We start from the raw sequence: 14,885 nt of genomic DNA, 5'->3' as shown, positions 1-14,885 counted from the left end.
AACAACATCACACTCCAGGCAGACGACAAGGGCGTGCCGGTCGCCGAGATCACCCCGCACAGTGATCTCCTGATCGGCCATCGGCCCGTGCGCCTGACCGCGCACCAGCACACGCTGGTGCGCCGTTACCGCCAGCAGGCGGTGCATATCGCACTGAAAGGCATCGAAATCGGACGTCAGGGCGCGGACATTGGCCTGCATGCCGCCTGGCCCGCCGCCATGATGGCCTTGTTCGGCGCATCGGACGACAGTATCGAGCAACGCGTACAGAAAAAACTTGCGCCCATCCACATGGCCGCGGCAAAACTGTGCGACGCCTTGCCCGCGCTGATGTCCACCGAGCAACAACTCGCCGCGTCACTGTCCGCCTTCCGGCCCTACGCCACGTTGACGCCGGAGAAGATCGACCAATGCCGCAGCGACGCCCTGGACCGCAACGACGTGACCAGTGTTCGCACCCGCGAGGACTGAAGATCAAGTTTCCAATCAAGTCGTGCATGCACGGCGTGGATGCAAGAAGGCCGCCCATGGGCGGCCTTCTTCATGTGTTGCGCAAGCTCACTTGCCGTGGATGCCGCCCTTGGTCATTTCTACGGGATCGAGCAGTTTTTTCAGTTCGGCATCGGACAGGTCGGTGGTTTCGCGCGCCACGTCCATGATCGGGCGCTTTTCCTTGTAGGCCTGCTTGGCGGTGGCGGCACCCTTGTCGTAGCCGATCACGGGATTGAGCGCAGTCACCAGGACCGGGTTCTTGTCCAGTGCCTGGGCGATGTTGTCCTTGTTGACCTTGAAACTGGCAATGGCCTTGTCCGCCATCAGTCGCGACACATTGGCCAGGATCTCGATCGACTGCAGCAGGTTGTAGGCGATAACCGGCAGCATCACGTTGAGCTGAAAGTTGCCTGCCTGCCCGCCCACGGTGATGGTGGCGTCGTTGCCGATCACTTGCGCGGCGACCATGGTGGCGGCTTCGGGAATCACCGGATTGACCTTGCCGGGCATGATCGAGGAACCCGGCTGCAGCGTCTCCAGTTCGATCTCGCCGAGGCCGGCAAGAGGGCCGGAGTTCATCCAGCGCAGGTCGTTGGCGATCTTCATCAGGCTGACGGCGAAGGTCTTGAGCTGGCCTGAAAGCTCGACCGCCGCGTCCTGCGAGGAGATGCCCTCGAAATAATTGTCGGCGGACTCGAACTTCACCTTGGTCATCTTCTTGAGTTCCGCGGCGACGGTCGGGCCGATCTTCGGGTCGGCGTTGATACCGGTGCCCACAGCGCTGCCGCCCAGCGGCAGGCGGCGCATGCGCTTGAGTGCGTCCTCGATGCGTTCAATGGCCGATCCGACCTGGGACGACCAGCCCGAGAGCTCCTGGCCGAAGGTGATCGGCATGGCATCCATCAGGTGGGTGCGCCCGGTCTTGGCCACGCTCTTGAGCTGGCGCGAACGCTTGTCGATGGTCTTTTTCAGGTGCTTGAGCGCGGGCAGCAGCTTCTCGCTCACGGTCAGCGTGGCGCTGACGTGGATTGCCGTCGGGATCACGTCGTTGGAGCTTTGCCCGTAGTTGACGTCGTCGTTGGGGTGCACCTTTCGTCCACTGGCCCTGGCGGCCACGTGCGCGATGACCTCATTGGCGTTCATGTTGGTGCTGGTGCCCGAACCGGTCTGGAAGATGTCGATCGGGAAGTGCTTGTCGTATTCGCCCTCGGCCACCTTGTCCGCGGCCTTGCGGATGGCGGATGCCTGCACCTTCTTCAGGTGGCCCAGCTTGGCATTGGCCTCGGCAGCGGCGGACTTGATCAGGCCCAGCGCGCGGATGAACTCGCGTGGCGCCGTGAGTCCGGACACCGGAAAATTATCGACCGCACGCTGTGTCTGTGCTCCCCACAGGGCATCTGCAGGCACCTTCAGTTCGCCCATGCTGTCATGTTCGGTTCGGAAATTGCTCATGCTGGCTCCACGCAACGTTGGTAAATACCAAGTATACCGGCGTATCGGACATGCGCCGAAGGCGATGGCAGGTGTCTTACCGGTTGCGGTTTGCTTATATGAGCTGCGTGGGGGGTGTCTTCCCGGATGCGCTTTGCTTATCCGGGCTACCAGATCGCCGCTTGCGTAGCCCGGATAAGGCCGCAGGCCGCATCCGGGTCGGGTCGCACCGCGACCCCTGGGATTGGGGCATCTCTTCTTGATCATGGGGCATGCCACCCCGGATGCGCTTTGCTTATCCGGGCTACTTGGGGCCACGTTGTGTTCTGCGCTACCAGTCATGCTCCGGCAATGCATTGAACACGGAATGCAGCCCCTGGTCCCACTCGCGGTTGACCTGGGCCAGATACGGGTCGTCGTCCATCAGTCGCTCGCGGGTCTCCACACGCAGGCTGTCAGCGCGATACACCAGCAGGTCGATCGGCGCGCCCACCGAAAGGTTGGAGCGGATGGTCGCATCGAACGAGATCAGCGCGCACTTGACGCCTTCGGCCAGGGACGAGTGGCGGTTGATCATGCGATCCAGGATTGGCTTGCCGTACTTGATCTCGCCGATCTGGAAGTACGGCGTGTCATTCAACGCCTCGATGAAATTGCCTTCCGAGTAGACCAGGAACAGGCGCGGCGTTTCCCCTGCGATCTGGCCGCCCAGGATGAACGTGGCCGTGGAATCGATGTTCTTTTCGCGCAGGTACTTTTCATCGTGCTCGCGCACCTCGCGCATGGCGTCACCGAGCAGGCGCGCGGCCTCGTACATGGACGTCACGTTCCACAGCGATGCGGTTTGTGCATCCTTGCTGATGCGCATGTCCAGCAGGTTCAGGGCGTTCTGCGTGACCGACAGGTTGCCTGCAGAAAGCGTCACAAGCACCCGTTCGCCCGGGTTCTCGAACACACGCATCTTCTCGAAGCGGGCAATCTTGTCGATGCCGGCATTGGTACGCGAGTCGGAAACGAAAACGAGCCCTTTTTCAAGGCCCATGCCGATACAGTAAGTCATGGAATGCAGAAGCTCTCGGGCACGAAGGTCATAGCGCTCAGCTTACCATCGTGCCGGTCTGCAAACCTGCATCTTCGCCAACGATCGAACCTGTGTCGGTGGAGGTCATGAACTGATCGACGATGGCCTGTGTCAGGCGTTCCAGCCGCAGCATGAAATCGTCCAGGAAGACCTTGATGCCCTGCTCCACCACATCCTGCATGCGACCGTAGCTGAGACTTGCGGCCAAGGCCCCCGCCTGACGCACGGCCTCGGTCCGGGGCTCGTCGGCAAGAATCCCGAGGATGCGATGCAGCGACTGGGTGCATACAGCCAGCGAATGCGGCATGTCCTGCTGGAAAATCATCATCTCGGACACATGCAGCGGGTTGACCGCATCCCGGTAGGTCTTGCGGTAGGTCTCGAATGCCGACATCGCCTGCAGCATCGCGCTCCACTGGTAGTACTGGATGAAATCCCGCGAATTGCCATCCGATTCCTCGGCCTGTGCATACTTGATGTCCAGCAGGCGAACCGTATTGTCGGCGCGTTCGACCGCAGTGCCCAGTGCCAGGAAGTGGTAGCCCTCGTCGCGCCCCATGGTACCGATGGTCACGCCGCGAAAAGCCGCCGAACGCGTCTTGACCCATTCCAGGAAACGGGTCACCTCGTCACTGCTGGTGGCCCCATCGACCGCTTCCTCAAGCTCCAGCCATGAGGTATTGAGTTCCTGGTACATCTCGGCAGTGATGGCGCCGCGCTGCGCACGGCCCAGCTCGCGTCCCATGAACAGGCAATTGCGGATCGAGGACGGATTGTCGGGATTCAGGATTAGCCAATTCAGAACCTGATCCACCTGAATCTGGTCGTAGCGTTCGTTGTAGGCCTCGAGTTGCCCCAACGCATCCAGCCCGCGACTCCAGGCCGTGGTCGAGGATTTGCCCGGGTCCAGGCGCTCGGGTAAAAGGGAAATGCGCTGGGTCAGGTCCACCAGGCGCGCGATGTTCTCGGCACGCTCGACGTCGCGCGATAACCAATACAAGTCGCTTGCAGTTCGACACAGCATCTCAGCTCTCCAGTACCCAGGTATCTTTGGTGCCACCGCCCTGGGACGAGTTGACCACCAGGGATCCCTCGCGCAACGCGACACGGGTCAGGCCACCCGGCACCACCATGGTCTCGCTTCCCGAAAGCACGTAGGGCCGAAGGTCCACGTGACGGGGAGCCACGCCGGACTCGACGAACGTCGGGCATGTGGAAAGTGACAGCGTAGGTTGCGCGATATAGCGTTCGGGCTCGGCCAGGATCTGCTGGCGGAAGGCCTCGATTTCGCTCTTGCTGGCCGTCGGACCGATCAACATGCCGTAGCCGCCCGCACCCTGCGCTTCCTTGACCACCAATTCGTCCAGATGCTCGAGCACATAACGACGGTCGTCCTCCATGCGCAGACGATAGGTCGGGACATTCAGCAGGATCGGATCCTCACTCAGGTAGAAGCGGATCATTTCCGGCACGTAGGGATAGATCGATTTGTCGTCGGCCACGCCGGTGCCGAAGGTGTTGGCCAGCGTCACTCGGCCCGCCGCGACCGCAGAGAACAGGCCCGGCACACCGAGCACGGAGTCGGCGCGAAAAACATTCGGATCCAGGAAATCGTCGTCGATCCGGCGATAGATCACATGCACGCGACGCGGTCCACGCGTGGTGCGCATGTAGACCGTCTGGTCGCGCACGAACAGGTCCGGCCCCTCGACCAGCTCCACACCCATTTGCTGCGCCAGGAAGGCGTGCTCGAAATAGGCCGAGTTGTAGGAACCCGGAGTCATCACGGCGACGACCGGCGCATCCAGGCCGTCGGGTCCGACCGATTGCAGGGTCTCCAGCAACAACGCCGGGTAATGCTCGACCGGCGCCACCGCCTGGGCTGCAAACAGCTCGGGGAATAAGCGCATCATCATCTTGCGGTTCTCGAGCATGTAGGACACGCCCGACGGCACGCGCAGGTTGTCCTCCAAGACGTAGTACTCGCCCTCGCCGGCACGCACGATATCAATGCCGGCGATATGCGCATAAATCTCGTTGGGAAGATCAATGCCGACCATCTGCGGACGGTACTGGGCATTCCTGAGCACCATCGATTCGGGAATCACCCCGTACTCGAGAATGCGACGCTCATGGTAAATGTCATGCAGAAACATGTTCAGCGCGCGCACGCGCTGGATCAGACCGGCCTCCAGCACCTTCCACTCGCCTGCCGGGATGATCCGCGGGGCAATATCAAAGGGAATCAGACGCTCGCCACCGCTTTCCTCGCCATAGACCGCGAACGTGATGCCCACTCGATGAAAGGAGATCTCAGCCTGCTTGCGCTTCTGCGCAATGCGGGCATCACGGGTGTCATGCATCCATTCGGCAAAGCAGGCGTAATGATCACGCACCTTGCCTTGCGCGTCGTACATCTCGTCAAAAGATGGGCTTTCGCTCATCTGTCGTGCTCCTTGCCCGGGATCCGGACGCCATGGGGTTTTTCACGACACGTTCGTGGACCATCTTCACACAGGATGCGTGAATATCCAGATAAACACATTCAAGAACTGGTTGCGGCCCCGCCCGCAGGCAACTCGATTACAATGGTTTGCTTGTCCTGTCTGGAAACCCGTTCGATGTCCCTGACCCCGCTGACCGCCCTTTCGCCGCTCGACGGCCGTTATGCAGTAAAGGTCGACGACCTGCGCCCCATTTTCAGTGAGTTCGGCCTGATGCATCGCCGCGTACAGGTCGAGATCGCCTGGCTTCTGGCGCTGGCTGCCGAGCCAGGCATTGAAGAACTTCCCGACTTTACGGCTCCGGCGGCCCAGCGCCTGCTGGACATCGCAGGGCACTTCTCGCTCAAGGACGGCGAACGCATCAAGGCCATCGAGGCCATCACCAACCATGACGTCAAGGCCGTGGAATACTTCATCAAGGAGTGCATCGGCGAAGACTCGGACCTCGGCAAGGCAAGGGAGTTCGTGCATTTCGCCTGCACCAGCGAGGATATCAACAACCTGTCTTATGCACTGATGCTGCGGGACGCACGTGACCGGGTGCTGTTGCCGCGCATCGACCGCGTCGTCGAAGAGCTGCGTGGCATGGCACACGCACTGGCCGACCAGCCGATGCTGTCGCGAACCCATGGACAGACTGCATCGCCCACCACCCTGGGCAAGGAAATCGCGAACGTGGTTGCGCGGCTGGACCGCCAGCGCAAGCAACTTGAGGGCATCGATATCCCGGGCAAGATCAACGGCGCGGTCGGCAATTACAATGCCCACGTCGTGGCCTATCCGCAGATCGACTGGCGCGGGTTTTCACAGCGTTTCGTCGAGGGACTGGGGCTGGACTGGAACGCCTACACCACGCAAATCGAACCACATGACGGGGTGGTCGAGTTCTGTGACGCGGTGCGCCGCATCGACATCATCCTGATCGACCTGTCGCGCGATATCTGGGGCTACATCTCGCAAGGCTATTTCCGCCAGTCACTGAAAGAGGGCGAAGTCGGATCCTCGACCATGCCCCACAAGGTCAATCCGATCGACTTCGAGAACGCCGAGGGCAACCTGGGTGTAGCCAACGCCCTGCTCGGCCACTTTGCCGAAAAATTGCCGATCAGCCGCTGGCAGCGCGACCTTACTGATTCCACTGTGTTGCGCGGACTGGGCACGGCTTTCGGCCATGTCCTGGTCGCGCTGGAATCGCTGCTCAAGGGTCTGGGCAAGCTCGAGGTCAACACAGCACGAATGGCAGCCGACCTCGAGGCCAACTGGGAGGTGCTGGCCGAGGCGGTGCAGACGGTCATGCGGCGGCACAGCATGTCCAACCCTTACGAACAGCTCAAGGCCCTGACACGCGGCCAGGGTATTACACGCGACTCCATGCGCCGCTTCATCGAGACGCTGGACCTGCCTGCCGCTGACAAGCAGCGCCTGCTTGCATTGACCCCAGCCAGTTACACCGGTCTCGCTGCCGACCTCTCACGCGAGATCTGATTTCCGGAAAGTGCGGCAGCGGACAGACCTCGACGGAGCCTGCCATACATCCCGTTGTTTGATCGCACACACGCTCGCTCCTGCCATCCGGATCGAAGGTTTACAATCAATCGATGACCTCACGACGCGTCCCCACCCACACATCGCTACCGATCGAAGTCGAAGGCTCACGCCGCTACCCACTCGGCATGCCGCCAGCGGACTTCCTCGACAACTACTGGCAGAAACACCCGCTGTTGATTCGCGGGGCCTTTGCCGGCTTCCAGCTGCCCTTGCAGGCGGATGATCTGGCCGGGCTGGCGTGCGAGGAGATGGCCCTGTCGCGCATCGTGCTGCGTGATCCGGAGAAGGATCGCTGGGAAGCCCGCCAGGGCCCCTTTGCCGAATCCGATTTCGGCAAGCTTCCCACGGACCACTGGACCTTGCTTGTGCAGGACGTCGACAAGTGGGACCCCGACGTCGCCGCACTGCTCAATCCGTTCCGGTTCCTGCCGTCCTGGCGCATCGATGATGTGATGGTCAGTTATGCCGAGGACGGCGGAGGAGTCGGCGCCCACGTGGACCAATACGACGTGTTCCTGCTGCAGGGACAGGGTCGGCGTTGCTGGGCCATTGACATCGATCCGGATGCGCCAAAGGACTTTCGCGACGATGTCGAACTGAGGCTGTTGCGTCACTTCACGTCGAGCCACGAATGGTTGCTGGAACCGGGCGACATGCTCTACCTGCCGCCCGGCATCGCTCATGAAGGCATGGCGAAGGGAGCCGGCATGACGTTCTCCATCGGCATGCGCGCACCGGCCGAATCGGAGCTGCTGCTGGATCTTGCGGAGCATGTCGCCGAACAGCTGCCGGATGAACTGCGCTACCAGGATCCCGACTTGCGTCCCGCACCTACACCCGGCGAGATCGACGAGTCCGCACTGAACCGTCTCAGCGCCAGCCTGGGACCGGCCTCGCAACTGCTGCCGCGCGATGCCCTGGCCGAATGGTTCGGCTGTTTCATCACCCGCTATCGCAGCGCCCAGTTCGCGGCCCCACCCAAGCGTCGCCGCAGTCGCACCCAACTGCTCAATGCACTGGCCTCGGGCGCCACTTTCGTGCGTCACCCGTGGACCCGCTTTGCCTGGGTCCGCCGCCGCGGTGGAGCCACCCTGTTCGCATCCGGCACAACCTACCGCTGCACGCTCAGCATGGCGCGCTGGCTGTGCAGCGAACGCATCCAGCACTTGAAGACTCCACCGGACGAAGCCGCGCAGGATGTGCTTCTGGCGCTGATCAACGACGGTCACCTTGCCTTGCGCCGGGGAAGCACGGGATGAGCGCGCTTGACGGCTTTCACATCGAGCCTGCTGACTGGACCGTGGACCGCGACGCCCTGCGCAAGGTCCGCGACGTGGTCTTCATACAGGAGCAGTCCGTGCCCATCGAGGAGGAATGGGACGAACTGGATCCTGCATGCAGCCATGTGCTGGCACGCAGCGCCGACGGCACCCCTATTGGCACTGGACGACTCACCCCCAGGCACAGCATCGGTCGCATGGCAGTGCTGCCCGCATGGCGTGGGCATGGGGTCGGCGCGGCGATCCTGCAGACGCTGATCGACCGCGCGCGCTCCATGGGCTGGACCCAAGTCCATCTGAATGCGCAGGTGCATGCCATCGGCTTCTACCAGCGCCACGGCTTCACGCCGGAAGGTGAGACGTTCATGGAAGCCGGCATTGAACATCGCCGCATGAGGCGTACGCTTGATGTGCCCGCCTCCCCACCCTCAGAACGGGGCAAACCGCCCGAGCGCCCTGAGCGCGAGATGCTGCAGGCGCGCACGCGCGCAGATCTGGCAGTAGCCGTCTTGCGCATCATCGAACAGGCTCGCCACACGCTGGTCATCCATTTTCCGGACCTTGCGCCGGGTGTGCTCGACCGGGATGACATCCTCGAGGCCTTGCGCCGTCTGGCCACCTCAGGGCGTGTCGCATGCGTCCGCCTGCTGCTGCACGATCCGGACCACCTGCTGCGCGCAGGTCACCGGCTGATCCCGCTGGCGCAACGTCTGACCAGCAGCATCGGAATGCGGGTGCTCGTGGAGGACGAGGATCGCGCCTACCCTTCAGCCTTCATCGCCAGCGACAGCGGCGGCTACCTGATGCGTCCTCTGGCCGAGCGGTTCGAAGGGTACGGATCGACCTGCAAGCCTTCCGAATCGCGCCAGTTGACGCGTTATTTCGAGGAGGTGTGGCAACGCTCGGCGCCAGCCACGGTGTTGCGAAACCTCGAACTATGAACAAACACCAGCCCGCGTGGGCAAAAATGGCGCTGCAGCTTGCCGCATCACCCGCGCGAGCAGTTATAATTAACAGGATTTTGAGCCTCGCAGGTGCAACAACGCGCCGCAAAGGGCCCGAAACGACACTCCGGCGTGCGCCAGCGCGCCCTTTTCTTTTTTGCCGGTGGTGACGTGAGCGCAAATCCGATTCACGAATTCATGCAATCCTCGCAGTTGGGCGGTGGCAACGCCGATTATGTCGAGGACCTCTACGAAGCTTGGCTTTCCGATCCTTCCTCGGTTCCCGAATCCTGGGCCAGCTACTTCGATGCGATGGCGCGTGGCCCTGTCACAGACGTGCCGCATTCGGCGGTGATCGCCCGTATCGAGCAGGCACAAAAACGCCGGGACCGCAGTGGGCCAGCCGCGGAACCAATGAGCGATGCGCATGCTCGCAAACAGGCCGGCGTGCTGCGCCTGCTGACCGCCTACCGCTCGCGTGGCCACCTCGGTGCCGATCTGGATCCGCTGAAACTGGCCAACCAGTTGCCCGCTCCGGATCTGGGCCTGCCCTTCCATGGCCTGACCGAGGATGACCTGGATACCGAATTCGACACCGGCACCTACTGCGGCGGCGATGCCGGACGCATGAAACTACGCGACCTGTGGGCACGCCTCAAGGCCACCTACACCTCCAGCATCGGGGTCGAGTTCATGCATATCAGCGACCATGAACAGCGTCGCTGGATCTACTCGCGCCTGGAAAAGGCTTCCGGTGATGCCGGCCTGAGTAACGAGGAAAAACACCGGATCCTGGAAGGCCTCGTGGCCGCCGACGGCCTGGAGCGCTATCTGCACACGCGCTATGTGGGTCAGAAGCGCTTCTCGCTGGAGGGCGGCGACAGCATGATTCCCATGCTCGACACCCTGATCCGGCGCTGTGGCAAGGAAGGCATCAACGAGCTGGTGATCGGCATGGCGCACCGCGGACGCCTGAACATGCTGGTCAACACCCTGGGCAAGCCGCCTTCCGAACTGTTCGATGAGTTCGAAGGCAAGTTCCGGCACCCGGACGATCCTGAATACAGTGGCGACGTGAAGTACCACATGGGCTTTTCCGCCGACGTCAAGACGCCCAGCGGCAACGCCGTGCATCTGGCGATGGCCTTCAATCCCTCGCATCTTGAAATCGTAGATCCGGTGGTGATCGGATCGGTTCGCGCACGTCAGGCGCGCACGCCGAACAATGCCCGCGACAAGGTCATGCCGCTGCTGGTGCACGGCGACGCCGCGTTTGCCGGCCAGGGCGTGGTGATGGAAATTCTGCAGATGTCCCAGGCCCGGGGTTTCCATGTTGGCGGCACCCTGCACGTGGTGATCAACAACCAGGTCGGCTTCACCATCTCCGACCCCGCCGACGCGCGCTCCACGCTGTACTGCACGGACGTGGCGAAAATGGTCAACGCCCCGGTGTTCCACGTCAACGGCGACGATCCCCAGGCCGTGATACAGGTCGCCAAACTGGCGTTCGAATTCCGTCGCGCCTTCAACAAGGACGTGGTGATCGATCTGGTCTGCTACCGCCGCAACGGCCACAACGAAGCCGACGAACCGGCCGCGACCCAGCCGCTGATGTACAAAGTCATCCGCAAGCATCCGCCACCGCGCGCAATCTACGCCGAGCGTCTGGAGAAGGCCGGCCTGATCGACGCCGACCACGCCAAAAACCTGATCGACCGCTACCGCGAACTGCTGGAAAGCGGCAAGCCGGTCACCGAACTGGACACCGAAAAAGGTGGCACCACGTTTCAGTGGAGCCAGCACATCGGCGGCAAGCTGGACGAGGACGTCGAGACCGGCCTGGACCGTACCACCGCAGCCCAGCTGCTGGACGTGATCCTGAAGGTGCCCGACGACTTCAAGCTGCAGTCGCGCGTGTCCAAGATCTACGAGACCCGCCGCGCCATGGCCGACGGAGAGCAGCCCGTCGACTGGGGCTTCGCCGAGAACCTGGCCTATGCCGGCCTGATCAAGGACGGCTACGACCTGCGGCTGGTGGGCCAGGATTCCGGCCGAGGCACCTTCTTCCACCGCCATGCGGTGCTGCACGACCAGGATACGGGCAAGACTGCCCTGCCCCTGGCCGACATCGACCCCGAGCGCGACGTCGAGGTGATCGACTCGCTCCTCAGCGAGGAGGCCGTGATGGCCTTCGAGTACGGCTATGCCACCGCCGACCCGATGACGCTGGTGATCTGGGAAGCCCAGTTCGGCGACTTCGCCAACGGCGCGCAGGTGGTCATCGACCAGTTCATCAGTGCCGGCGAGGCCAAGTGGAACCGCCTGTGCGGCCTGGTGCTGTATCTGCCGCACGGTTACGAAGGCCAGGGCCCGGAACATTCCTCCGCGCGGCTGGAACGCTACCTGCAACTGTGCGCGCTCAACAACATGCAGGTATGCGTACCAACCACACCGGCGCAGACCTTCCACATGATCCGTCGCCAGATGATGCGCCGCGTGCGCAAGCCGTTGATCGTGATGACACCCAAGTCACTGCTGCGCCACAAGCTTGCAGTATCCAGCCTGGACGAGATGGCCGAAGGCACTTTCCAGACCGTGATCAATGATCAGCGCACCAAGGCGGCGCAGAAGAAGAAGATCAAGCGCGTGGTGCTGTGCGCGGGCAAGGTCTACTACGACCTGTTCGAGGACGCCGAGAAGCGCGAACTCAAGGACGTGGCCATCGTCCGTGTCGAACAGCTGTATCCGTTCCCGCGTGAGAAGGTCAAGGACATCCTCGGCGGGTATCCTTCCGCCAAGGAAGTGATCTGGTGCCAGGAAGAACCCATGAACCAGGGGGCCTGGTTCCAGATCCGCCACCACCTGCACGCCTGCACGGATGGCGCCTACAGCCTGTCCTATGCCGGACGCGCACGCTCGCCGGCCCCCGCATGCGGGCATGCCAACACCCACATCGCCGAACAGAAAGCACTGGTCGAGCAGGCGTTGATCGCACCGCTCGACAACGGTCACACGCCCGAATAAGCCGTCCGTTCTCTTCTCCTCCATTGCCCACAAGCACCAACGTCATACAACAGGACATCTCCATGACCATCGAAGTCAAAGTCCCGGTACTCCCAGAATCGGTTTCCGACGCCACCATCGCCACCTGGCACAAGAAGGCCGGTGATGCAGTGAGCCGCGACGAGAACCTGGTCGACCTGGAAACCGACAAAGTGGTACTGGAAGTTCCCGCCACCGCGGATGGCGTGCTCAAGGAGATCAAGTTCGAGACCGGCGACACCGTCAACAGCGAACAGGTCATCGCGTTGATCGAGGAAGGCGCCGCCCCGACCAAGGACGAGAGCAAGGACGAAACTCCGGCCACGCAGGACCAGACCGAGGACGGCAAGAAGCCGGATGATGGCAAGAAGAACACCACGTCCGCCAAACCATCTGCGGCCAAGGGCCCCTCGAACGGCAAGAACCAGGACCTTTCTCCGGCCGGACGCCGCGTGGCCAGCGAGGAAGGCATCGACGCCAACAGCGTCGATGGCACCGGTCGCGGTGGCCGCGTGACCAAGGAAGACCTGGTCACCCGTGGCAAGAGCGGCGTCAGCGTGCCGGCCCCGGCCCCGAGCGGCCCGCGCCCGGAGGAACGTGTGCCGATGACGCGCATCCGCAAGCGCATCGCCGAGCGCCTGATGCAGTCCAAGGACTCCATCGCCATGCTGACCTCGTTCAACGAGGTGAACCTGGCCCAGGTCAAGCAGCTGCGCAAGGACTTCGGCGAGAAGTTCCAGGCCGAGCACGGCGTCAAGCTCGGCTTCATGAGCTTCTTCGTCAAGGCCGTGTGCGAAGCCCTCAAGCGCCACCCGGTAGTCAATGCCTCGGTCGACGGCGAAGACATCATCTACCGCGGCTACCAGGACATTTCGATCGCCGTGTCCACCGAGAAGGGCCTGGTCACGCCGGTGCTGCGTGACGCACAGGACATGAGCTTTGCCGAGATCGAGCGAGCCATTGGCGAGTACGCACAGAAAGCGCGCGCCGGCAAGCTGAGCCTGGACGACCTGCAGGGCGGCACTTTCACCATCACCAACGGCGGCACCTTCGGTTCGCTGCTTTCCACGCCGATCGTGAACCCGCCGCAAAGTGCGATCCTGGGCATGCACACCATCAAGGATCGCGCCATCGTGGAGCACGGTCAGGTCATCGCCGCACCGATGATGTATATCGCCATCAGCTACGACCACCGCATCATCGACGGCAAGGACGCGGTGCTGTTCCTGGTCGACATCAAGGATCAGCTCGAGAATCCGCAGCGCATGCTGCTGGGGCTCTGATGCACCCCAGGCGGAGCGCGGCGGGTCCGCTGCGCAGCCTGTCCTGAAACTTCCATCATTCAAGCGAGCGAAGTCATGAGCGAACAGAACTACGATGTCATCGTCATCGGCGGCGGTCCCGCCGGTTACGTGGCTGCAATCCGCGCCGCGCAGCTGGGCCTCAAGGCCGCCTGCGTGGATGCCTTCGAGGGCAAGGACGGCAAGGCCGCACTGGGCGGCACCTGCCTCAACATCGGTTGTATCCCTTCCAAGGCGCTGCTCGACTCCTCGCGCCAGTTCGAGAACCTGACCAGCCACTTCGGCGATCACGGCATCAGTGCCCAGAATCCCAAGATCGACGTCAAGACGATGGTTGGACGCAAGGACAAGATCGTCAAGCAGTTCACCGGCGGCATCGGCATGCTGTTCAAGTCGAACAAGGTCACCGCCTTCTTCGGCACCGGAAAGTTGCTCAAGGACAACACGGTCGAGGTGACCGGCCATGACGGTGACAAGCAGACCCTCAAGGCCACCAACGTGATCCTGGCCTCCGGCTCGGCACCAGTGGAGCTGCCGTTCGCCAAATTCGACGGCAAGATGATCGTCGACAACGCCGGTGCACTGGACTTCGACAAGGTCCCCAAGCGCCTGGGCGTGATCGGCGCCGGCGTGATCGGCCTGGAGCTGGGCAGCGTGTGGCGCCGCCTGGGCAGCGAAGTGACCGTACTGGAAGCCCTGCCCGACTTCCTGGCAACCGCCGACAGCGACATGGCCAAGCTCGCCGCACGCGAGTTCAAGAAGCAGAAACTGGATATCCGGCTGGGCGCCAAGGTCAGCAAGGCCGACGTCAAGAAGACCGTGGTCGAGCTGACCTACGAAGACAAGGACGGCGAGCACAAGCTGACCGTCGACAAGTTGCTGGTGGCCGTCGGCCGCCGTGCCTACACCGAAGGCCTTCTTGGCGACGGTACCGGCGTGAAGACTGACGATCGCGGTCGCATCGAGGTCGACGAGCACTGCTGGACCGGCGTCGACGGCGTATGGGCCGTCGGCGACTGCGTGCGTGGCCCGATGCTGGCGCACAAGGGCTCCGAGGAAGGCGTCATGGTCGCCGAACTGATCGCCGGCAAGCCCGGTCACATCGACTACGACGTGATCCCGTGGGTCATCTATACCGAACCCGAGATTGCCTGGACCGGAAAAACCGAGCAGCAGTGCAAGGACGAAGGCATCCCCTACAAGACCGGAAGCTTTCCGTTCTCGGCCATTGGCCGCGCCGTGGCCATGAACGAGACCGCCGG

The 14,885-nt window shown here is 62.5% G+C and carries 10 protein-coding genes and 1 pseudogene; 7 read left to right on the top strand and 4 right to left on the bottom strand.

Features of this window, described 5'->3' with window-relative positions:
• Positions 1 to 471 (top strand): annotated as a pseudogene (locus PF446_RS09435) (hypothetical protein); the annotation flags it as partial.
• 87 nt (positions 472 to 558) lie between these two features.
• On the opposite strand, the gene PF446_RS09430 reads toward PF446_RS09435, so the two are convergent.
• The 4 genes from PF446_RS09430 to PF446_RS09415 form a co-directional block, all read right to left on the bottom strand.
• Positions 559 to 1,944: a class II fumarate hydratase gene (locus PF446_RS09430; protein WP_298071174.1), complete on the bottom strand. Its 1,386-nt coding sequence runs from the start codon at positions 1,942 to 1,944 to the stop codon at positions 559 to 561.
• Positions 1,945 to 2,254: 310 nt separating this feature from the next.
• Complete coding sequence (locus tag PF446_RS09425) at positions 2,255 to 2,983, bottom strand: peptidase (protein ID WP_298071173.1); 729 nt, start codon at positions 2,981 to 2,983, stop codon at positions 2,255 to 2,257.
• 37 nt (positions 2,984 to 3,020) lie between these two features.
• Positions 3,021 to 4,028 (bottom strand): alpha-E domain-containing protein, encoded by a 1,008-nt coding sequence (locus PF446_RS09420; RefSeq protein ID WP_298071172.1) that lies wholly within the window; start codon positions 4,026 to 4,028, stop codon positions 3,021 to 3,023.
• 1 nt (position 4,029) lies between these two features.
• A complete protein-coding gene (locus PF446_RS09415) occupies positions 4,030 to 5,448 on the bottom strand; it encodes a circularly permuted type 2 ATP-grasp protein (RefSeq protein ID WP_298071171.1) in 1,419 nt (472 codons plus the stop codon).
• Between the two features lie 177 nt (positions 5,449 to 5,625).
• Here PF446_RS09415 and purB point away from each other — a divergent pair, with 177 nt between their 5' ends.
• From purB to lpdA, 6 genes are all read left to right on the top strand, one after another.
• A complete protein-coding gene (gene purB / locus PF446_RS09410) occupies positions 5,626 to 6,993 on the top strand; it encodes an adenylosuccinate lyase (RefSeq protein ID WP_298071170.1) in 1,368 nt (455 codons plus the stop codon).
• Between the two features lie 113 nt (positions 6,994 to 7,106).
• Positions 7,107 to 8,315 (top strand): cupin domain-containing protein, encoded by a 1,209-nt coding sequence (locus PF446_RS09405; protein WP_298071169.1) that lies wholly within the window; start codon positions 7,107 to 7,109, stop codon positions 8,313 to 8,315.
• Positions 8,312 to 9,277 carry a GNAT family N-acetyltransferase gene (locus PF446_RS09400; protein ID WP_298071168.1) on the top strand — a complete coding sequence of 322 codons (966 nt, stop codon included), beginning with the start codon at positions 8,312 to 8,314 and terminating at the stop codon, positions 9,275 to 9,277. The genes PF446_RS09405 and PF446_RS09400 overlap by 4 nt, the downstream gene beginning before the upstream one ends.
• Before the next feature lie 174 nt (positions 9,278 to 9,451).
• A complete protein-coding gene (locus PF446_RS09395) occupies positions 9,452 to 12,304 on the top strand; it encodes a 2-oxoglutarate dehydrogenase E1 component (RefSeq protein ID WP_298071167.1) in 2,853 nt (950 codons plus the stop codon).
• A 62-nt stretch (positions 12,305 to 12,366) separates the two neighbouring features.
• The gene (gene odhB, locus PF446_RS09390; protein WP_298071166.1) at positions 12,367 to 13,605 is read left to right on the top strand and encodes a 2-oxoglutarate dehydrogenase complex dihydrolipoyllysine-residue succinyltransferase; all 1,239 of its coding nucleotides are present in this window, start codon (positions 12,367 to 12,369) and stop codon (positions 13,603 to 13,605) included.
• 75 nt (positions 13,606 to 13,680) lie between these two features.
• Positions 13,681 to 14,885 (top strand): dihydrolipoyl dehydrogenase (lpdA, locus tag PF446_RS09385; protein WP_298071165.1); only part of this gene is annotated, 1,205 nt, incomplete at its 3' end.

It is taken from the genome of Oleiagrimonas sp., from assembly GCF_027858935.1.
Taxonomy (GTDB): Bacteria; Pseudomonadota; Gammaproteobacteria; order Xanthomonadales; family Rhodanobacteraceae; genus Oleiagrimonas.
This window is presented reverse-complemented; position numbering and strand designations above follow the sequence as displayed.

Bases quoted from the DNA above. Each gene is read 5' to 3' on its own strand.
- PF446_RS09425 (WP_298071173.1), bottom strand. From the start codon at position 2,983: ATGACTTACTGTATCGGCATGGGCCTTGAAAAAGGGCTCGTTTTCGTT.
- purB (WP_298071170.1), top strand. From the start codon at position 5,626: ATGTCCCTGACCCCGCTGACCGCCCTTTCGCCGCTCGACGGCCGTTAT.
- PF446_RS09430 (WP_298071174.1), bottom strand. From the start codon at position 1,944: ATGAGCAATTTCCGAACCGAACATGACAGCATGGGCGAACTGAAGGTG.
- PF446_RS09420 (WP_298071172.1), bottom strand. From the start codon at position 4,028: ATGCTGTGTCGAACTGCAAGCGACTTGTATTGGTTATCGCGCGACGTC.
- odhB (WP_298071166.1), top strand. From the start codon at position 12,367: ATGACCATCGAAGTCAAAGTCCCGGTACTCCCAGAATCGGTTTCCGAC.
- PF446_RS09405 (WP_298071169.1), top strand. From the start codon at position 7,107: ATGACCTCACGACGCGTCCCCACCCACACATCGCTACCGATCGAAGTC.
- PF446_RS09415 (WP_298071171.1), bottom strand. From the start codon at position 5,448: ATGAGCGAAAGCCCATCTTTTGACGAGATGTACGACGCGCAAGGCAAG.
- PF446_RS09400 (WP_298071168.1), top strand. From the start codon at position 8,312: ATGAGCGCGCTTGACGGCTTTCACATCGAGCCTGCTGACTGGACCGTG.